The 18,360-nt window shown below is 68.6% G+C and carries 22 protein-coding genes; 10 read left to right on the top strand and 12 right to left on the bottom strand.

Going from position 1 to position 18,360, the window contains the following annotated elements:
• Nucleotides 1-43: 43 nt before the first annotated feature.
• From dhaM to BW733_RS04335, 6 genes are all read right to left on the bottom strand, one after another.
• The gene (dhaM, locus tag BW733_RS04360; RefSeq protein ID WP_077348226.1) at nt 44-760 is read right to left on the bottom strand and encodes a dihydroxyacetone kinase phosphoryl donor subunit DhaM; all 717 of its coding nucleotides are present in this window, start codon (nt 758-760) and stop codon (nt 44-46) included.
• Complete coding sequence (gene dhaL / locus BW733_RS04355; RefSeq protein ID WP_077348225.1) at nt 761-1,396, bottom strand: dihydroxyacetone kinase subunit DhaL; 636 nt, start codon at nt 1,394-1,396, stop codon at nt 761-763.
• Entirely contained in the window at nt 1,393-2,388 is a 996-nt protein-coding gene (gene dhaK, locus BW733_RS04350; protein ID WP_077348223.1) for a dihydroxyacetone kinase subunit DhaK, read from the bottom strand. Before dhaK ends, dhaL begins: the two co-directional genes overlap by 4 nt.
• 157 nt (nt 2,389-2,545) lie before the next feature.
• Nucleotides 2,546-2,965 (bottom strand): hypothetical protein, encoded by a 420-nt coding sequence (locus BW733_RS04345; protein WP_152024559.1) that lies wholly within the window; start codon nt 2,963-2,965, stop codon nt 2,546-2,548.
• Nucleotides 2,940-3,605 carry a WXG100 family type VII secretion target gene (locus tag BW733_RS04340; protein WP_152024558.1) on the bottom strand — a complete coding sequence of 222 codons (666 nt, stop codon included), beginning with the start codon at nt 3,603-3,605 and terminating at the stop codon, nt 2,940-2,942. Before BW733_RS04340 ends, BW733_RS04345 begins: the two co-directional genes overlap by 26 nt.
• Nucleotide 3,606: 1 nt before the next feature.
• Nucleotides 3,607-3,909, bottom strand: coding sequence for a hypothetical protein (locus tag BW733_RS04335; protein ID WP_077348217.1), 303 nt, complete (start codon nt 3,907-3,909; stop codon nt 3,607-3,609).
• Between the two features lie 53 nt (nt 3,910-3,962).
• Here BW733_RS04335 and BW733_RS04330 point away from each other — a divergent pair, with 53 nt between their 5' ends.
• The 3 genes from BW733_RS04330 to BW733_RS04320 all read left to right on the top strand — a co-directional run bounded on the left by BW733_RS04330 (nt 3,963) and on the right by BW733_RS04320 (nt 5,971).
• The gene (locus BW733_RS04330) at nt 3,963-4,328 is read left to right on the top strand and encodes a hypothetical protein (RefSeq protein ID WP_077348215.1); all 366 of its coding nucleotides are present in this window, start codon (nt 3,963-3,965) and stop codon (nt 4,326-4,328) included.
• Nucleotides 4,329-4,446: 118 nt separating this feature from the next.
• A complete protein-coding gene (locus tag BW733_RS04325; protein WP_077348213.1) occupies nt 4,447-5,730 on the top strand; it encodes an adenylosuccinate synthase in 1,284 nt (427 codons plus the stop codon).
• Nucleotide 5,731: 1 nt separating this feature from the next.
• Nucleotides 5,732-5,971: a hypothetical protein gene (locus BW733_RS04320; protein WP_077348211.1), complete on the top strand. Its 240-nt coding sequence runs from the start codon at nt 5,732-5,734 to the stop codon at nt 5,969-5,971.
• Between the two features lie 115 nt (nt 5,972-6,086).
• On the opposite strand, the gene BW733_RS04315 is transcribed toward BW733_RS04320, so the two are convergent.
• Nucleotides 6,087-7,076, bottom strand: a complete 990-nt coding sequence (locus BW733_RS04315) for an IS481 family transposase (protein WP_077348209.1) — start codon at nt 7,074-7,076, stop codon at nt 6,087-6,089.
• A 128-nt stretch (nt 7,077-7,204) separates the two neighbouring features.
• Between BW733_RS04315 and BW733_RS04310 the strand changes: the two genes are divergently transcribed.
• Nucleotides 7,205-7,759: a DinB family protein gene (locus tag BW733_RS04310; protein WP_077348207.1), complete on the top strand. Its 555-nt coding sequence runs from the start codon at nt 7,205-7,207 to the stop codon at nt 7,757-7,759.
• Here the strand turns inward: BW733_RS04310 and BW733_RS04305 are convergent, their stop codons facing one another.
• A complete protein-coding gene (locus BW733_RS04305) occupies nt 7,760-8,239 on the bottom strand; it encodes a hypothetical protein (protein WP_077348205.1) in 480 nt (159 codons plus the stop codon).
• A 61-nt stretch (nt 8,240-8,300) separates the two neighbouring features.
• On the opposite strand from BW733_RS04305, the gene BW733_RS04300 reads away from it, so the two are divergent.
• The gene (locus tag BW733_RS04300; RefSeq protein WP_161490126.1) at nt 8,301-9,329 is read left to right on the top strand and encodes an acyltransferase family protein; all 1,029 of its coding nucleotides are present in this window, start codon (nt 8,301-8,303) and stop codon (nt 9,327-9,329) included.
• A gap of 13 nt (nt 9,330-9,342) precedes the next feature.
• Here BW733_RS04300 and BW733_RS04295 read toward each other — a convergent pair whose 3' ends face one another.
• Nucleotides 9,343-9,591, bottom strand: coding sequence for a hypothetical protein (locus BW733_RS04295; RefSeq protein WP_077348201.1), 249 nt, complete (start codon nt 9,589-9,591; stop codon nt 9,343-9,345).
• A 44-nt stretch (nt 9,592-9,635) separates the two neighbouring features.
• Nucleotides 9,636-9,971, bottom strand: coding sequence for a hypothetical protein (locus BW733_RS04290; RefSeq protein WP_077348199.1), 336 nt, complete (start codon nt 9,969-9,971; stop codon nt 9,636-9,638).
• 115 nt (nt 9,972-10,086) lie between these two features.
• Here BW733_RS04290 and purD point away from each other — a divergent pair, with 115 nt between their 5' ends.
• Complete coding sequence (purD, locus tag BW733_RS04285; RefSeq protein WP_077348197.1) at nt 10,087-11,313, top strand: phosphoribosylamine--glycine ligase; 1,227 nt, start codon at nt 10,087-10,089, stop codon at nt 11,311-11,313.
• 203 nt (nt 11,314-11,516) lie between these two features.
• Nucleotides 11,517-11,987 (top strand): DUF3048 domain-containing protein, encoded by a 471-nt coding sequence (locus tag BW733_RS04280; RefSeq protein WP_077348195.1) that lies wholly within the window; start codon nt 11,517-11,519, stop codon nt 11,985-11,987.
• Nucleotides 11,988-12,052: 65 nt separating this feature from the next.
• Here BW733_RS04280 and BW733_RS04275 read toward each other — a convergent pair whose 3' ends face one another.
• Nucleotides 12,053-13,981, bottom strand: a complete 1,929-nt coding sequence (locus BW733_RS04275) for an acyl-CoA dehydrogenase family protein (RefSeq protein ID WP_077348193.1) — start codon at nt 13,979-13,981, stop codon at nt 12,053-12,055.
• A gap of 5 nt (nt 13,982-13,986) precedes the next feature.
• The gene (locus BW733_RS04270) at nt 13,987-14,664 is read right to left on the bottom strand and encodes a TetR/AcrR family transcriptional regulator (protein WP_077348191.1); all 678 of its coding nucleotides are present in this window, start codon (nt 14,662-14,664) and stop codon (nt 13,987-13,989) included.
• A 72-nt stretch (nt 14,665-14,736) separates the two neighbouring features.
• Between BW733_RS04270 and BW733_RS04265 the strand changes: the two genes are divergently transcribed.
• From BW733_RS04265 to BW733_RS04255, 3 genes are read left to right on the top strand one after another with little or no spacing between them, the layout of a single operon-like run.
• Nucleotides 14,737-15,981: an acetyl-CoA C-acetyltransferase gene (locus tag BW733_RS04265; protein ID WP_077348189.1), complete on the top strand. Its 1,245-nt coding sequence runs from the start codon at nt 14,737-14,739 to the stop codon at nt 15,979-15,981.
• Between the two features lies 1 nt (nt 15,982).
• Entirely contained in the window at nt 15,983-17,371 is a 1,389-nt protein-coding gene (locus BW733_RS04260; RefSeq protein ID WP_077348187.1) for a 3-oxoacyl-ACP reductase, read from the top strand.
• A 1-nt stretch (nt 17,372) separates the two neighbouring features.
• A complete protein-coding gene (locus BW733_RS04255) occupies nt 17,373-18,239 on the top strand; it encodes a MaoC family dehydratase (RefSeq protein WP_077348185.1) in 867 nt (288 codons plus the stop codon).
• Nucleotides 18,240-18,360: the final 121 nt, after the last annotated feature.

Below are 18,360 nucleotides of genomic sequence, written 5' to 3'. Positions count from 1 at the left end.
TCGGTGAGGAGGCGCACCGAGGTCTCGTGTCGCCGTCGCAGCCTCACTCGCCGAAACCCTCGTTGACGAACTCGGCCAGCCGGTCGACGGCGGCCCGTGCGTCTGGCCCGGTCGCGATCAGGGTGAGCGTGTCGCCCTTCCTGGCGTTGAGCGTCGCGAGCCCGATGCTGCTCGTCGCGGCCACCGGGCCGATCACGCCGTTGCTCACCTTGATCTCGGCGTCGAACTTCCTCGCCTCTGCCACGAACAGCGCGGCGGGGCGGGCGTGCAGCCCCGTCTCGTTGATCAGCCGGGCCTCCGCGGACGCCTCACCTGCCAACGACTCGGGGGTCGAAGGCTCGTCGGCAACGGCCGCGTCGCCGACCGCTGCCAGCTTGGGTTTGAGTCCCTGGTTCGCCTCGGCCGCGACCTCGTCGATGGTGGCACCGCCGACGGCGCGGATCACGCCAGCCACGATGCCCTCGACGAACGGCGCAGGCAGGATCCGGACGTCGGAGTCGGGTTGGCCGTACAGCTCGATGCCGAGCTCGGCGCTCATCAGAGCCGACCCGATGTCGACGAACACGACGACTCCGTCTCCCTGGTCGACCTCGCCGATCGCCGACATGACGGCGGTCGCGTCGGTGCCGAGGCCGTCATCGATGGTGCCCGCGGCGACCTGGATGGGCGGAGGATCTCCGTGCACCATCTGGAGCGCGAGCTCGACGGCGGCCTCAGCCAGTCGTCGGCTGTGGGAGACGACGACGATTCCGACGGCCATCTAGCTGCCGATCACTTGGGAGAGCGCATCGAACAGGTAGGTCGACGAGGTGGCTCCGGGGTCCATGTGACCCGCGGAGCGTTCGCCGAGGTAGCTGGCCCGACCCTTGCGCGCCACGAGCGGGGTGGTGGCATCGCGACCGGCGGCGGCCGCCTGGGCGGCCGATTCGACGGCGTCGTGCAGGTCGGCCCCGTCCGCGAGGGCGGCGTCGTAGGCGTCGATGGCGGGGGTGAGTGCATCCACCATCGTCTTGTCGCCGAGCTCGGTCTTGCCGCGGGCGACCAGGCCCTCGAGGCCGGCGCGGAACGCCTTCGAGAACTCCTCTGCCGACAGCTCGGTCACAGCCCCGGTGGCCATGCCCATCTTCATCAGCAGCGTGCCGTAGAGCGGGCCGCTCGTTCCGCCGACGGTGCTGACCAGCGTCATGCCCGCCTTCTTGAGCAGCGCGTCGATGGTGTTGGCCTCATCGAGATGGGTCACCACCGCGGCAGTTCCGCGGGCCATGTTGGCGCCGTGGTCGGCGTCGCCGATCGCGGAGTCGAGTTCGGTCAGGTACGTCTTGTTCTCGTCGACGATCTGGGCGAACCGGCGCAGCCAGTCAGCCAGCTGGTCGAGGGACAGCTCTGTTGCACTCACAGGCCCCACCGTAGCCCGGCCGTGCGGACCGGTGCGTCCCAGAGCCGAATCAGCTCATCGTCGGCGCGCACGAGCGTCAGCGAGCAGCCGGCCATGTCGAGGCTGGTGATGTAGTTGCCGACCATGTTGCGCTCGACCGTGACCCCGGCCTCCTCGAGGAGGGCGATCACCTCGCCGTACATGAGATACAGCTCGATCAGCGGCGTGGCGCCCATGCCGTTGAGCATCGCGATCACCGGGGCGCCGGTGAAGTCGAGGTCGCTCAGGATCGGTGCGACGAGTTGTTCGGCGATCGAGTGGGCGTCCGCGATGGGCTCGCGGTGGCGGCCCGGCTCGCCGTGGATGCCGATGCCGATCTCGATCTCGTTGTCTGGCAGGTCGAAGGTGGGCTTGCCTGCGGACGGGACGGTGCACGACGTCAGGGCCATGCCCATCGAGCGGCCGTTGTCTGCGACCTTCTGCGCGAGCGCGGCGACGGCGGCCAGGTCGGCGCCCTCCTCGGCTGCGGCTCCCACGATCTTCTCCAGGAGGACGGTCGCGCCGACTCCGCGGCGGCCGGCCGTGTAGAGCGAGTCCTGGACGGCGACGTCGTCAGCCACGACGACGGTGGCGACCTCGACGCCCGCGTCGGCGGCCATCTCTGCCGCCATCTCGAAGTTCATCACGTCGCCCGTGTAGTTCTTCACGATGTGCAGCACGCCTGCGCCGGTGTCGACGGTGGTCGTCGCGGCGAGCATCTGGTCGGGGGTGGGGGAGGTGAAGACCTCGCCCGCGCAGGCCGCGTCGAGCATGCCGACGCCGACGAACCCGCCGTGCATCGGCTCGTGGCCCGAGCCGCCACCTGAGATGATCGCGACCTTCCCCGCTTCCTTCGGGGTGGCCCGGTAGATCACGCGGTTGTTGAAATCGACCCGCACGTCCTTGTCGGATGCCGCGATGCCCTTGAGGGCGTCCGCGATCACATTGTCTGGAGAGTTGATGAGCTTCTTCACGGGGAGCCTCCTGCGTCATTGCACTGGCGGGCGCCGTCATGGGCGCGCGGGCTCCATTGTCTCACCGGGCGAGCGTGTGGGGCCAGGGGTTTCGACGTTTGTGCCGACGCTGGCCGGTGGCCTGGCAGTACGACCACCTCACTTCCCTGCCAACCGGTCAATCCCGACGCAGCGCGGAGGCAATCAGGGCCACCGCTGCCACGAGGCCGACGATCGCGAGCGCGGCCCCAGCAACAGATCCCCAGGACACCTGCCTGCCCAGCAGCCCCACCAGGCTGTCGACGTTGAGCCAACCGAGCATCAGCCCCAGATACGCGAGACCGAGTCGAGGTAGGGCGGGATCGTGCGTCGCCCCAGCGAGACGGCGGTGCCTCGCCCAGGCAACCGTCACGAGCGCTGACATGGCAAGGCCCAGGACGAGCGAGGGCCATCCGTGTGCTGAGCTTGTGGGGGTCCCCTCCACCTGCGCCAACGCCAGGAACGACGCGAGCAGGACCATGGCCGTTGTCACCGAGGCGGCGATCAGCCCCGGCGTGACCAGGCGCCAGGGATCAGAAGTTCGGCTCGATGGGCTCATCGGGCCACTTCTCCGGAGCTCCGCCACACTCGTCGATGGCGTCGCGGATCCAGTTGATCCCGTCGCGCAGTCGGTCAAGGAGCCAGTCGACCACCCAGCCCACCTTCCCGACGAGCCATGCAGCGGCCGCCACGACGGTGAGAATGAGCTTAGGGAGCTTCTCAACTAGTTTGCCCGCCTTCAGGAGCCATCGGACCCACCCCGGGATCCTCCACCCGAACTCGTCCGCCAGGAGGAGCACTGCGCCGAAGACCGAGAGAATGCCGAGCACCCAGTCGATCAGGTTCAGCACCCAGCGGATGATCTCGATGATCCAATCGACGATGGCGACGATGCAGTCGACGATAAAGAGGATCCAGTCGAAGGCGACGAGTAGGTAGTCGTACCACTGCATCTTGCAGTCGTCGTACTGGACCGCTGCCGCACCCTGCCACCCGTCAACGTGCGCGGCGCGGACCGTCTCGCCAGCGCCCTTCGCCTGCCCGACCGCGCTCTGCAGATCGGCAGCGAAGGTGCGCATCGAGTCGACATCGACGTCGAAGTCCCGCAGGTGGTTACGAGGATCGTCGATGCCCAGGTAGGTGATGGCCCGCTGCGCGTCCTCGCTCAGCGGAGGCATCAGGTCTACTGCGTACCCCACGTCACGACTCCCTGAAGAATTGCTGGGCCGCGGCTGTGTTCTCCGCCTCGGTCGCCTCGTAGTTGGCGGCGACCAGATTGAGTTTGGTCGACATCGCCTCGAGCGAACCGGCGACATCTCCGAGGTATCCGCTGATCCCTTGGGCCGCAGAGGCAAGATGGGTCGTCAGCTCTGCGAAATGCCTGCCGGTCTCGATCTGTGGGGGTGGGATTCGCGAAGCCGCTGCCATCGCAGCTGCGCCTGACCCGATGGGCCCGCGGGCGGTCTTCCGGATGGCCTCCGGTGTGACGTCGAAGCTCGTCATGATCCTCCGAAACGGTAGGTTGTGGGCGTCAGTCTAGGAGTCAAGGAGGCCAGATGTCCGGAGCAGATGAGGTGGACAGGGCAGTCTCGCAGTTGCGCGATCTCGCAGTCGCGGGATCGATGCCCGAACTCGGCCCGGTCACCGGAACGAGTGCAGACCAGTCGGCCATCGTCACGGTCATGAATGACGGATCAGTGTCTGTCTCCCTTGGCCAGATGAGTCTGGAGACGGCGCAGATTGTTGTTGCGGAGGCAGTCGCAGACCTGCTTACCCGCTACGAACGAGCCGAGCTCCCCGGCGGGGTCGAGCTTCCCGACTTCGAGGGCCAGCTCCGAGACATCACGACTCGGATGTCAGACAGCATGCAACTCATGCGCGACCGTATGGATCAGATGACGGACAGGGCCCGTCGCTTCTAGGCCGAGTCTCCTCGCTTCCGGACCCGCCGACCGGAGGGTCCGGTAGACTGCGGACGCAAGGCCCCCGGGAGATTCTTGTGGGGCTTCCTCTATGCATGTGCCAAGGGATGTGACTTCCATGCCGAGTGTTGTTGTTGTGGGTGCCCAGTGGGGCGACGAAGGCAAGGGCAAGGCGACCGATGCGCTGGGTGACCGCGTAGACGTCTGCGTCCGATACTCCGGCGGCAACAACGCCGGCCACACCCTCGTCGTCGGCGGTGAGAAGTTCGTCCTCCACCTGCTTCCCTCCGGCATCCTCAACCCGGACACCACCACCGTGATCGGCAACGGCGTCGTCGTCGATCTCGACGTGCTTGCCGAGGAGCTCGAGGTCCTGCACTCGCGGGGCGTCGACGTCCCGCATCCGCTGATCTCCGCGAACGCGCACATCATCACCGAGTACCACAAGGTCCTCGACAAGGTCACCGAGCGCTTCCTCGGCAAGCGTCGCATCGGCACGACGGGTCGCGGCGTCGGCCCGTGCTACTCCGACAAGGTCAACCGGATAGGCATCCGGATCCAGGACATCCTCGACGAGTCGATCTTGCGGCAGAAGGTCGAGGCCGCGCTCGACCAGAAGAACGAACTGCTGGTCAAGATCTACAACCGTCGCCCGATCGAGGCCGAGGACGTCGTGCAGTCGCTCCTGAAGCACGCCGACGCCATCCGTCCGCACATCGTCGACTCGGGCCGCTACATCAACGACGCCCTCGACGAGGGGAAGGTCGTCCTCTTCGAGGGCGCGCAGGCGCACCACCTCGACCTCGACCAGGGCACCTACCCCTACGTCACCTCGTCGAACCCGACCGCCTCGGGCGCGACCACCGGTGGCGGCGTCGGCCCCACGCGGATCGACCGCACGATCGGCATCGCGAAGGCCTACACCACCCGTGTCGGTGAGGGCCCGTTCCCGACCGAGTTGTTCGACGAGGACGGCGAGGCGCTGCGTGAGAAGGGTGGCGAGTTCGGCGCGACCACCGGTCGCCCGCGTCGCTGCGGCTGGTTCGACGCGCTGCTCGTCGAGCAGGCGGTCAAGATCAACGGCTTCACCGACATCTTCCTCACAAAGCTCGACATCCTCAGCGGCTGGGAGAAGATTCCCGTCTGCGTCGCCTACGAGGTCGACGGCGAGCGGCACGACGTCATGCCCATGACGCAGTCGCAGTTCCACCACGCCAAGCCGGTCTACGAGTTCCTCGACGGCTGGAGCGAGGACATCTCCAAGGCCCGCACCTTCGACGAGCTCCCCCCGAACTGCCAGGCCTACGTGCGCCGGCTCGAGGAACTGATCGGCTGCCGGATCAGCGGCATCGGCGTCGGGCCGGGCCGCGAGGAGTCGGTCGCGATCAACGACCTGATCTGACGTGACGACCCGCAGGCTCGTCACCGCCCTGGTGATCCTCCTGGCGCTGTTCATGGTGGCCACCGTCGTGGTCGCCGTGTGGCAGGAGGACTTCAACTGGGGTTGGTGGTGGGCCGTCCCCGTCGGGGGAGGCTTCCTGCTGCTGATCATCGGGTTCCGGGTGCTGGTCCAGCGCTCCCAGGAGGCGGCCGAGCGGGCCGACCGCGAGGCCGACGAGGCGGAGTTCGGCACCACCGACTGACGTTCTCGCACGCAGAGCCACCCCCGCCCGCGCTGAGGTGGGCCGCCGAGGTTGACGACGCGGAGCGTCACTCCGTCTGCGGAGGCGATCGGCCACGAACTGTCGGTGCCGACTCCTAGGTGTTCACCCCGGATAGGTTGGGTACGCGCGCGGCTGGGGGATGTCCCTTGAGCGCGGTGTGGCCTCGGTGGTGATTGTAATGGTGCAGCCATTGGTCGAAGGCGGCGACTCGCTGGGTTTCGGAGGTGTAGGGCTGGGCATAGGCCCATTCCTCGAGCATGATGCGGTTGAACCGTTCGACTTTGCCGTTGGTTTGGGGTCGGTAGGGGCGGGTGCGTTTGTGTGTGATGTCGTCGCCGAGAGCCTTTTTGAAGGCGTTGGAGCGGTAGCAGGCGCCGTTGTCAGTCAAGACTCGTGTCACGGTGATCCCGGCGGCGTTGAAGAAGGCGTTGGCGCGTTGCCAGAACGCGGCGGCGGTTTCCTTCTTCTCGTCGGTCAGGATTTCGCTGTAGGCCAAGCGGGAGTGGTCGTCGACGGCGTTGTGGATGTAGGCATACCCGGGCCGGCGGTTCGTGGCGGTTCTGGTCTTGTTCCGGGTACCCGCGGCACGGCCCAGCACTTTGTGGCCGCCGCCGTCGGGGATCCGGCCGAGTTTCTTGATGTCGACGTGGACCAGGTCGCCGGGGGCGGCGTGCTCGTAGCGGCGTTTCTCGGCGCGTGAGGTTTTGATCCTGGCTCCGGTAGCAGGATCGGTCCATCGCAGGGGTGGGCAGCCGTAGCGCCTGATGACCTTGTGGACCGTCGAGGGGTTCAGGTGAAGGTGGTAGGCGATCCGGGCCGGGCCCCAGCGCTTGGTTACACGCAACCCGACGATGCGACGCTCGGTGCGCTGCGAGAGTTGATGCGGGCAATGCTTCGGGCGAGAGGACTTGTCGACCATCCCGGCCAGGCCCTGTTCGCGGTAACGCTGCGCCCAGCGGCGGGCGGTGTTGACCGCGACACCGAAACGTTCCGCGGCTCGCCGCAGGGTCCAGCCCTGGTCAACGACGAGCTGGGCCAGGTGCAGACGTCCGGTTTCGGTGAGTATGGCGTTACGGTGGGGCATGGAAGACCTCTGTTTCGTGAAATGGGTTCTGTCGTAAGTCCCACACTTCACTCAGAGGTCTTCCCCTATGTCCAGCAGACCCGCCGCGCGTACTCAATCTCCGTGGTCAGTACACCTAGGCTCAGACAATGACTGAACGCGAGACCATCATCGAGACCCTCGACCGGCACCGGGGCTTCCTGTTGCAGACCGCGGAGGGGCTCACTGAAGAGCAGGCCCGCACCGCGAGCACGGTGAGCGTCCTCACCATCGCGTCGATCCTGAAGCACGTGGCCGACACCGAGGAGCAGTGGATGCAGTTCGCGCTCAAGGGCGCCGAGGCGTTCGGTGGGTCCGGCGTCTACGAGTCCGATGTCGACTGGGACGCCGTCGCCGAGGGTGAGAGCAACGACGGCGACTGGGGCGACAGCGAGTGGGAGGACACCCGCTTCGTGCTGAGCGACGACGAGACCCTTGAGGTCCTGCGTGGGCGGATCCGCGACGTCGGTGCCGAGACGGCGCGCATCGTCGCCGAGGCCGACCTCGACCTCGGGCATCCGCTGCCCGAGGCCCCGTGGTTCGAGCAGGGGGTCAGTTGGTCGGTGCGGAGGGTCGCGCTGCACCTGATCGCCGAGATCTCGCAGCACGCAGGCCACGCCGACATCATCCGCGAGGCCCTCGACGGCCAGCGCACGATGGGTTGATCAGGCCGCGTCGCGGACGTCGATCATCAGCCGAGGCGTGCGCCAGGAACCGACCTCCTGGAACCAGCGGCTCAGGGGGTAGGAGAGCCGCACCACGAAGTAGTTGAGGTACTCGATGACCGCGAACACCCAGATGGCGATCGCGAGGATGAGCGCACCTGGGCCGATGGGCAAGGACATCGCGATCACGACCGCGCCCCCGAGGAGCAGGATCGGGTTGACGATCCTGAGCAGGCGGTAGAAGCCTGCCAACCCGCGTGGCATGGTCGACTCGCCGACCCAGGCGCGGGCGAGCAGCCAGTAGGTGCCAGCCTGGGCGAGGATCAGGCACAGCGGGATGAGCGCGGCCCACAGCGCCAGGGGCTCCGACCCGGACAGGCGCGGCATCACCCCGATGAGCGCGCCGATGACGAACACCGCGATCGCCGTGAACTCGCCGATCCCGAGGCTCAGGTACTTTCGCCGTAGTCGTTCCCTCATGCTCGGCAGGCTACCCGGTGGTCAGGCGTGTGGGGCCCGCTCGGCGGCTATCCTGACCGCCGTGGAACGGGAGAGGCTGCACTGGGTCGACGTCGCGAAGGCGTCGGCCGTCGTGCTGGTCGTGCTCTACCACGTGGCGATCACGGGCATGTCCGTCCTGACGGTCGGGAGTAACCGCGTGGAGGCGGTGCTCGCCGCCTTGAGCGCCTGGCTGCTTCCGGTGCGCATGCCGCTGTTCTTCCTTGTCTCGGGTCTCCTGTCGGTCGGCGCGCTCTCGCGTGGCTGGGGCGCCATCGCCCGGCCGAGGATCCTGGACCACGCCTGGGTGTTCGCGCTGTGGACCCTGCTCTACGCCTATCCGTACGCTGCCGCCTATAACCCGCAGCACCTCGAGGCGACAGCCGTCAGGGCGGCGAGCTGGGTGGTCAGCCTCAACGGCGCCTACTGGTACCTTCCCCTGCTCGCCCTGTTCTTCGTGGTGTCGCGGCTCGGACGCCGCGTGCCACTGGTGATGCTTGCCCTCGCCGCCGCGGCCGACGTCCTCTGGCCTTGGGTCCCGTTGGTGGGGGAGGGGATCGTCTTCGACGCGCTGTTCACGCTGCGTCGGTTCCTCAACTTCTACCTGTTTTTCGCCCTCGGGGCGTTCGCCAGGCCGTTGGTCGAGCGCTGGGCGAAGGTGCCGTGGTGGGTGCTTCCGCTCACCGTCGCCGCCTACGTGCCGATCGCTCTCGAGATCTACGCGCCGCAGCGCTCCGCGTACCGGCAGCCTCTGACGGCGGTGCTCTCGATCCTGGGGATCACCTTCTTCCTGGGGGCATCGCGACTCCTGGCACACCTCGGCGGCGTGAGGCGGCTCGGGGCCTACCTCGCGGCGAGAACCCTTCCCATCTACATCTTCCACCCATTGCTGCTCGCACTGCTGATCTGGCTGACCCCCGGCCTCGGGAAGCAGGGGAGCCTGGTCAGCATCTGGCTCGTGCCGCTGCTGGTGGTGCTCCTGACGGGCGCGGCCTGTCTGATCTACGACCTGACCCGACGGTGGCTCCCAGTGCTCTACCGCGCTCCCGGCCGCCAGACGGCTGCCGCCTGATCTCAGGCCGACGTCAGAACGTTAGCCTCGTCCATCCGCCAGAGGGCAGCTCCGACGGACCGTTTTCGAGCCAGGCACGGAAGGCCGCCGCGACGTCGTCCGCGGACGACATCTCCGTCGCGAAGTGGCGCGACGAGCCCCCCTCCCGGTACTCCACCGCGTAGGTCGTCTCGCCCTGGCGCTGGGCCTGGATGTAGTGCTCGTCCGAGGTGCTGGCGATCAGGTGGTCGTCGATGCGGAGCTTGCCGATCAGCGCTTCCACGGCCTGCGTCGTGGCGTATGGGAAGTCGCCGCGATGGGAGGTGCTCAGCCTCGCCCCATGGGCGCCGCGGGGGTCGAAGACGATGTGGTCCTGCGGATCGTAGACCGCGTACCCCCGGGGCGGGTCTCCGCGAAGATGACGTCGCGGGTCTCCTGCACGGTTCGCCACGGCCCGTAGACGAGCACGCAGTCTCCCGAGGCGGGCACCGGGGTCAGCGAGAGGAGCGCGACCTCAGGATCCGTGTCGCGGGCGGTGATGGCGTCGGCCAAGGCCTGCGCATCCGGGGCCGCTTCATCGTCCATGACCGAGTCGAGATGCCTGGCGGCGGAGTCCGGGTCGTCCGCGTGCTCGGCCGGGATCAGGTAGTGGTCGTAGCTCATGACGGGAGGTTAATGGCCTGGCGGTCCAGCAGGCGGGTTCGCGGAACCCGAGGCTCGCGCACACTGTGTGGGCGCGGTCGGTGGTGCGCGGCGGTTTCAAGTTAGGCTGGCGCGCGTGAAGATCCTCCTGCTCGGTTCTGGCGGTCGTGAGCATGCGATCGGCCGCGCCCTGGCCGCCGATCCGTCCGTCACCGAACTGCATGCCGCCCCGGGCAACCCGGGGCTGGCGGGCATCGCCACCCTGCACTCCGCAGACCCCGCCTCCCCGGCGGCCGTTGTCGAGGCCGCGCAGCATTTGGGCATCGACCTGGTCGTGGTCGGCCCGGAGGCTCCCCTGGTCGCAGGGGTCGCCGACGCGCTGCGTGAGGCGGGGATCGCGACGTTCGGCCCCAGCGCCGAGGCAGCAGTCCTCGAAGGGTCGAAGGCCTTCGCCAAGGACGTCATGGCAGCCGCGGGGGTGCCGACGGCCGACGCCAGGGTGTGCGAGACCCTCGAGCAGGTCGAGGCCGCCCTCGACACGTTCGGGGCCCCCTACGTCGTGAAGAACGACGGGCTCGCCGCGGGCAAGGGGGTCGTCGTCACCGACGACCGGGTCGCCGCCCTCGATCACGCGGAGGCGTGCGGACGCGTCGTCATCGAGGACTTCCTCGACGGCCCCGAGGTCTCCCTCTTCGCGATCTGTGACGGCGAACGCGCACTGCCGCTGCTTCCCGCCCAGGACTACAAGCGGGTCGCGGACGCGGACGAGGGCCCCAACACCGGAGGCATGGGCGCCTACTCGCCGCTCGCCTGGGCCGACGCCGGGCTGACCGACGAGATCATGACGAAGGTCGTCGAGCCGACGCTTGCCGAGATGCGTCGACGGGGAACCCCGTTCAACGGGCTCCTCTACGCGGGCCTCGCCCTCACCTCGAAGGGGCTGCGGGTGGTCGAGTTCAACGTCCGCTTCGGCGATCCAGAGACCCAGGCCGTCCTCTCGCTGCTCAAGACCCCGCTCGCGGGCGTGCTCGACGCGGCCGCGCGGGGCCAGCTCGACACCGTCGGTCCCCTCGAATGGCACGACGGCGCGGCCGTCGTCGTGGTCGAGGCAGCCGAAGGGTACCCAGGCACCCCCACGACCGGGACGCCCATCGAACTGCCCGCCGACGAGGCCGATGCCTACGTCCTCCATGCGGGCACCCGGCTCGACGGCGACCAGCTCGTGTCCTCGGGCGGTCGGGTGCTCGGGATCGTCGGCCGGGGGACCGACGTCGAGCAGGCCAGGCAGCGGGCCTACGCTCTCCTCGAGGGCGTCTTCCTCGAGGGAGGCTTCCACCGCACAGACATCGGCATTCCCCACTGAACAGGGTCGGAACACACATCACCGCTTCCAGGCGCGGGGTCCTTATAGGCGCCCTCGTCGCAGGCCTCGTCGGCTGCACCACCACGCAGCCCGACACCAGCCCGTCGCCCACCTCGGCAGCCCCGACGCCCACCCCCTCGGCCGTGCCGTCGCCCAGCCCGAGCCCGTCGCCGACGCCGGTGCCCCGCGCAACGCTGACCGGCATGACGGTGACCGACCCGGCGACGCTCACGCGGCCCGCGGTCGCCGTGAAGGTGCCCAACCTCAAGGTCGAGCAGCCACGGGTGGGGCTCAACGCCGCAGACATCGTGATCTGCCAGCCCAACGGCGACTCGGCCACGCGGCTCTGCCCAATCTTCCACAGCCAGTACCCCGACGCCGTGGGGCCCGTCCGCTCGATCCGGCCGGCCGACGTCGCGCTGCTGTCGCCGATCTTCCCCGTCTTCGCCAACACCGGCGCAGCCGACTGGGTGATGAACTACGTCAAGGCCAACTCCGAGCACCTCGAACGGATGACCTACCTCGACTACCGCGGAACCGCGGCCTACAGCGTCGACAAGTCGCGCCTCTACAAGGCGAACGGCAAGACCCAGTACGACCGGGCGATCCAGGCGCACCCCGAGGAGATCGTCGACGACGAGGCATCCGTGGTCGCCCCATGGCTGAGGCCGTAGCGGCCGCCCGCCGAGACGGGTGAGCCGCGCCCCGGTGGTCCCGGGACGCGGCTCTGCGGACGCGGTCAGCGCTTGTTGCTGAGCGGGGGGATCGCCGTGCGAGGGTGGACCAGCCAGTCCTCGGGAACGCCGAGCCCCTCGACCAGCTCCTTCGACTTGCCGCGCAGCTCGCCGCACAGCTCGTTGACCGCGGCGGTGATCGCCTTGGAACGGCGCGGGTCGAACGCCTCGTGCTCCAGGTACCAGGCTCGGTTCGACTCGATCGTCGACAGCGCATACAGGTCGCACACCTTGACGAGCAGCGCCTTGACGTAGTCGTCCTCGCAGTCCTCGATCGCGGCGACGAAGGCTTCGAGCACCACCCGCTCGATGTGCGCCTTCGCGGCCTCGAGCATGTGCGGCTGGCACTGGTTGATGGCCTCGAAGGAGTCCTCCGCCTTGCTGGCGGCGCGCATCCGCTGGGCAAGGCCCTCGACGACGTGCTCCTCCCGGAACTCGAACAGCTGGATCTGCCAGCCCCGTGCCCGCAGCTTCTGCGACTCGGGCTTGCGGTTGGCCGACGCGACGAGCCGGTCGATCAGCGAACGGGCGGTCGTGCGCTCGAGGACCGTCCCCCCGATCAGGCGGGCGGTCTTCTGCGCGGTGCCGCGCAGGTCCATCTCACCCCAGCTGGTCTTGGAGTTCAGCAGCAGTGCCTTCGCGACGAGCTGCAGCAGGACGGTGTTGTCGCCCTCGAAGGTCGCGAACACGTCGGCGTCCTGGCGGGCGAGCGTGATGGCGTTGTCGGACAGGTAGCCAGCTCCGCCGCAGGCCTCGCGGCACTCCTGCAGGGTGTCGTTGGCCCAGCGGGTCTGCATGGACTTCATGCCCGCGGCGAGGGTCTCGAGTGCGCGGGCCGCGTGCGGATCGGCGCCCTCGGCGTCCATCACCCGCTGCAACTCGAGCGACAGCTCGTTCTGGGCGAAGCCGAACGCGTACGCGGCGGCGACATTGGGCAGCAGGCGGCGCTGGTGCGTCAGGTAGTCGAGCAGCAGGATCTCGTGACCTAGCCCGGGCTCACGGAACTGCCTGCGCTGGTTGGCGTAGTTGACCGAGATGGTCAGCGCCTTCCTCGCGGCCGACGCGGCCCCGCCACCCACGCAGATGCGGCCGCGCACCAGCGTGCCGAGCATGGTGAAGAAGCGCGCGTTCTTCGACTTGATCTTCGACTCGTACTCGCCGGCCTCGTTGACGCCCCCGTATCGGTCGAGCAGCATCTCGCGCGGCACCCGGACGTGCTCGAAGGAGATGGTGCCGTTGTCGACGCCGAGCAGGCCGCCCTTGTGCCCCTGGTCGCCGGTGGTGACGCCCGGAAGATCGTTGCCGTTCTCGTCCCGGATCGGGACGAGCACCACGTGCACGCCCTCATGCACGCCGTCGACCCACAGTTGGCCGAACACCACCGCCATCCGACCGTCGCGGCCGGCGTTGCCGATGTAGGCCTTGGTCGAGGTGGGGGAGGGGGAGTGGACGACGAACTCGGAGGTCTCCGGATCCCAGGTGATCGACGTCTCGAGGGACTGGACGTCGGAGCCGTGGCCGATCTCGGTCATGGCGAAGCAGCCGGGCAGATCGACGGAGATGGCTCCAGGCAGGAACGTCTCGTGGTGGTACGACGTGCCGAGGTTGACGATTGCCCCGCCGAACAGGCCGTGCTGCACGCCGGTCTTGATGGTCAGCGACAGATCGCCCATGGCGACCATCTCGAAGTTCGCGACCGACTCGGCCGCGTTGCCCGTTCCTCCCTGCTCGGAGGGGAAACCGGCCGTCACGAAGTTACGGCTCGCTAGGCCGATGACCCGATCAAGGGCCCAGTCGCGAGCCTCGTCCATCGTCAGCGCGGTGTCGCGGACGACGTCGTCGGCCGTCACCTCGTCGCGCCACCGCTGCTTGAGTGCATGGAACGGGCCGTCGAGGCTCTTGCGGAGGGCTTCACCCGTGGGTGAGATCGTCATGTGGTTCAACTCCTTTGTTGGGCTTCAAATGCTGGTCCGAAGAACCGGTCGATGTAGGCGACGACGTCGGCGCGGGGGCGGCGGAGGTTGGTCACGATCCAGCGGTCGGCGACCGCCCAGATGAATCCGACCGCCCCGTGGGCCCAGATGTTGGCCGGTTCCTCGTCGTGGCCCTGGTTGCGCAGCCAGGCGCGGATGGTCGCTGCCACCTCGTTACCGATGCGCGTGGTGATGCTGAGCACCGGGTCCTCGGTCGGCGTCTCGCCCGTAGGCCGCGACGAGACGAAGAGGTAGAGGTTGCGGTCGCGCTCGACGACGGCGAGGTAGGCGTCGGCGAGGGCCGCGACCAGTTCGCGAGGCCCGAGGCGCTCCGCCTCCTCGAGGGGGAGCTTGCGCAGGATGTAGTCACGCACGGACGCCACGACGGCCTGATAGAGGCCCGCCTTGTCGCCGAAGTGGCGGTAGAGCACCGTCTTCGAGGTCTTGGCGCGCGCCGCGATCTCGTCCATTCCGACGTTCGGGCCGAGCTCGCGGATCGCGCGCACGGCCTCCTCGACGAGGACACGACGGCGTTCTGCGTTGTGCTGTTCCCACCGCAGGGCCCGTCCGTCGACCGGGGCTTCAGCCACGGCGACCTCGTCGTCACTCAGCGTCCCGCCGGGAGACGCTCCGTCCAGCTTCATGCAACTCAGGGTATCCGAAACTTGGTGTACCTGCTACTGTCGGTCACAGATACGTTCCCGAGAGGATCAATGATGACTTCACGCAATGCGGTGGTGGTCGGCGGCAACCGCACCCCCTTCGTCAAGGCGGGCACCAAGTACGCCATGGCTTCCGCCCAGGATCTGATGACTGCCGCGCTCGACGGGCTCGTCGCGCGCTTCGGCCTTGCGGGGCAGCGGGTCGACGAGGTGGTCGGCGGTGCGGTACTCAAGCACACGCGCGACTTCAACCTGACCCGCGAGTCGGTGCTCGGCTCCTCGCTCTCCGCGCTCACCCCTGCCTGCGACCTGCAGCAGGCCTGCTGCACCGGGCTGGAGGCGGTCGTCTACGCCTCGAACAAGATCCGGCTCGGCCAGGCGGACACGGCCATCGCCGGCGGCGTCGACTCGGCATCCGATGCGCCCATCGTCGTGACGGAGCCGCTGCGCAAGGCGCTGCTCGCGCTGAACCGTGCGCGCAGCCTCCCGGAGAAGCTGGCCGCCATCGCCAAGATCCGCCCCGGCGACCTGATGCCCGTTCCGCCGGGCGTGGTCGAGCCCCGCACCGGCCTCTCGATGGGCGAGTCCCAGGCGTTGACCACGAAGAAGTGGGGCGTCTCGCGCGAGGACCAGGACGCGCTCACGCTCGCGTCGCATCAGAACCTGGCAAAGGCGTGGGACGAGGGCTTCTTCGACGACCTCGTCACCCCGTACCTGCGGGTCGCAAAGGATGGCATCCTGCGCCCCGACACGAGCCTCGAGGCCCTCGCGAAGCTGCGCCCCGTCTTCGGAAAGGGCGAGGGGGCCTCCATGACGGCGGGCAACTCGACGGCGCTCACCGACGGTGCCGCCGTGGTCCTGCTCGCGGAGGAGGAACTGGCTCGTCAGCGCGACTGGCCGGTGCTTGCGAAGGTGGTCGACGCGCAGGTCGCCGCGAGCGACTACGTCAACGGCGGCGACGATCTGCTGCTCGCCCCCGCGCAGGCGATCCCGGTGCTGCTCGAGCGCAACGGGCTGACGCTGGACGACTTCGACTTCTACGAGTTCCACGAGGCCTTCGCCTCGACCGTGCTCGCCACCCTGAAGTCCCTCGAGCAGGCCGGGGTCGGCACCGTCGACCGGGCGCGGCTCAACGTCAAGGGTTCCTCGCTCGCCGCCGGACATCCGTTCGCGGCGACCGGCGCCCGCATCGTCGCCTCCCTGGCGAAGATGCTGGCCGAGAAGGGCCCGGGTTCCCGCGGCCTGATTTCGATCTGTGCGGCAGGCGGCCAGGGCCTCGTCGCCATCCTGGAGGCATGACATGAGCATTCTCGAGAGCATCTACGCCACCCCGGCGGGCAAGTTCGTGGCCCGCAAGGCCGGCCTGAGCGATCCGCCGAAGCTGCGCCGCGGCAGGGTGCTGCCGACCGGCCCCGTCGTCCTCGGTGAGCTCGACGGCGGCGGGATCGCCCGCCAGACGCTCGAACTGCTCGGGGTCATCCCCGGCCAGCCCATCGTCGACACCCCCGAGGCACGGATCAAGGACGACAAGGGGCGCAGTGTGCCGCCCCGCTACCCGGCAAAGCCCGGGGCGATCATCGTCGACGCCACGGGCGTGCGCGAGATCGTGCAGTTGGAGGGCATCCGAGCGCTGCTGCGTCCCGCGATGCGCTCGCTCGAGGGCTCCGGACGAGTCATCATCCTCGCCACCGACGCCTCGGCGGTCGATGGGCTCGAGGCCAAGGCGGTCGCCCAGGGCATCGACGGCATCAACCGCACCGTCGGCAAGGAACTGCGCGGCGGCGCTACGTCGAACCTCGTCTTCCTCAAGGAGGGGACGCGGCCCTCCGATCTCGCCTCGACCCTCTCGTTCCTGCTCGAGGGGCGCTCCGCCTTCGTCGACGGTCAGGCCTGGCGGGTCGGGCAGGCAAAGGTGACCCATGAGCTGACCGCGAAGCCGTTCGCCGACCGGATCGTCGTCGTCACCGGCGCGGCCCGCGGCATCGGTGCGGCCATCGCCCGGACCTTCGCCCGTGACGGCGCCACGGTGGTCGCCGTCGACATCCCGGCCGCAGGCGACGCCCTCGCGAAGGTGGCAAACGAGATCGGCGGCTCCGCGCTGCAGCTCGACATCACCAAGGCGGACGCGGGTGCACGGATCACGGGGCACATCGCCTCGCGGTACGGCCAGGACAAGCGCATCTGGGCCATCGTGCACAACGCAGGCATCACCCGCGACAAGCTGCTCGCAAACCTCGACGAGCGCCAGTGGTCCTCCGTGCTCGACGTGAACCTGGCAGCAGAGATGCGGATCAACGACCATCTGCTGAGCGGAGACATGCCAGGCGGGCTCGGCGAGGAGGCCCGCATCGTCGGCATCGCGTCGACCTCCGGCATCGCGGGCAACAAGGGCCAGACGAACTATGCGGCGTCCAAGGCCGGGGTGATGGGTTACGTCTGGGCGTTGAAGGACGAGCTCTCCGACAGGCCGATCACCATCAACGCCGTCGCGCCGGGCTTCATCGAGACGGAGATGACCGCCGCGATCCCGTTCGTGCAGCGCGAGATCTTCCGTCGCACGAACTCGCTGACCCAAGGCGGCAACCCCGTCGACGTCGCCGAGACCCTTGCCTACCTGTGCGGCCCGGCCTCGGGTGGGGTCGACGGGCAGGTCGTGCGGGTCTGCGGCCAGAACCTCGTCGGGGCGTGACATGGGCCGCGATGTGAGATCACTTCCCGCGCCGCCGGCCGTCAGCAAGCTGCTGGTGAAGGGCCTCGTCGGGTCGGTGCGCAAGCGTGGGGCGAGGGTCTCCGGGCTCCCGGAGCGCAGCTACCTGCTGATGGACCAGAAACAGGACCTGGCGCAGCTCGCCGCCTACGACAAGGTCTGCGGCTTCACCCTGCGCGACGACGTACCCGGCACCTGGCTGCACGTCCAGACCTTCCCGCTGCAGGCCGCGCTCATGGCCGAGGACGACTTCCCCTTCTCGCTCGCAGGCCTGGTGCACGTCAGCAACGAGATGGCGCTGCACCGCCCGGTCTCCGTCTCGGAGAAGCTGCGGATGAAGGTCTGGGCCGACAACCTCCGGCCGCACGCGAAGGGCGCCGTCTTCGAGATGCGCGGCGAGATCCATGTCGGAGACGAGCTGGTCTGGGAGGGCAGGTCCAACTACCTGGCGGGAGGCGCGAAGGTCGAGGGCGAAGCCGTCGCGACCGAGCGTCTCGCCGCCCCGCGGGTCGAGCCCTCTCAGCTGTGGCGGCTGCCCGCCAACCTCGGACGCCAATACGCGGCCGTCTCCGGCGACTCGAACCCGATCCACCTCTCCCCGGTGACCGCGAAGCTGTTCGGCTTCCCGCGCGCGATCATCCACGGCATGTGGACCCACGCCCGCGCGCTCGCCGCCCTCGGCGGGAAGCTGCCTCCGGCCTACACGGTGAAGGTGCAGTTCGCGAAGCCGGTCCTGCTGCCAGGAAAAGTCTGGTTCGCCTCCGAGCAGGAGGGCGACGACTGGAGCTTCGCTGTCGTCAACAAGGAGGGCAAGCCGCACCTCGTCGGTCAGCTCACCGCACGAGCCTGAGCGAGGTGGCCAGGCCTTCCCGGCGGCATCGCGGAGACTCCGCGGTGCCGCCGCCGCGTGTCGGGGCCGTCGGCGGTCAAGTGAGGTCCAACAAGGCCAGATGACCTCACGCTGCGCCTAG

Origin of the sequence: Tessaracoccus flavescens, assembly GCF_001998865.1 — a bacterium.
Lineage (GTDB): Bacteria > Actinomycetota > Actinomycetes > Propionibacteriales > Propionibacteriaceae > Arachnia > Arachnia flavescens.
This window is presented reverse-complemented; position numbering and strand designations above follow the sequence as displayed.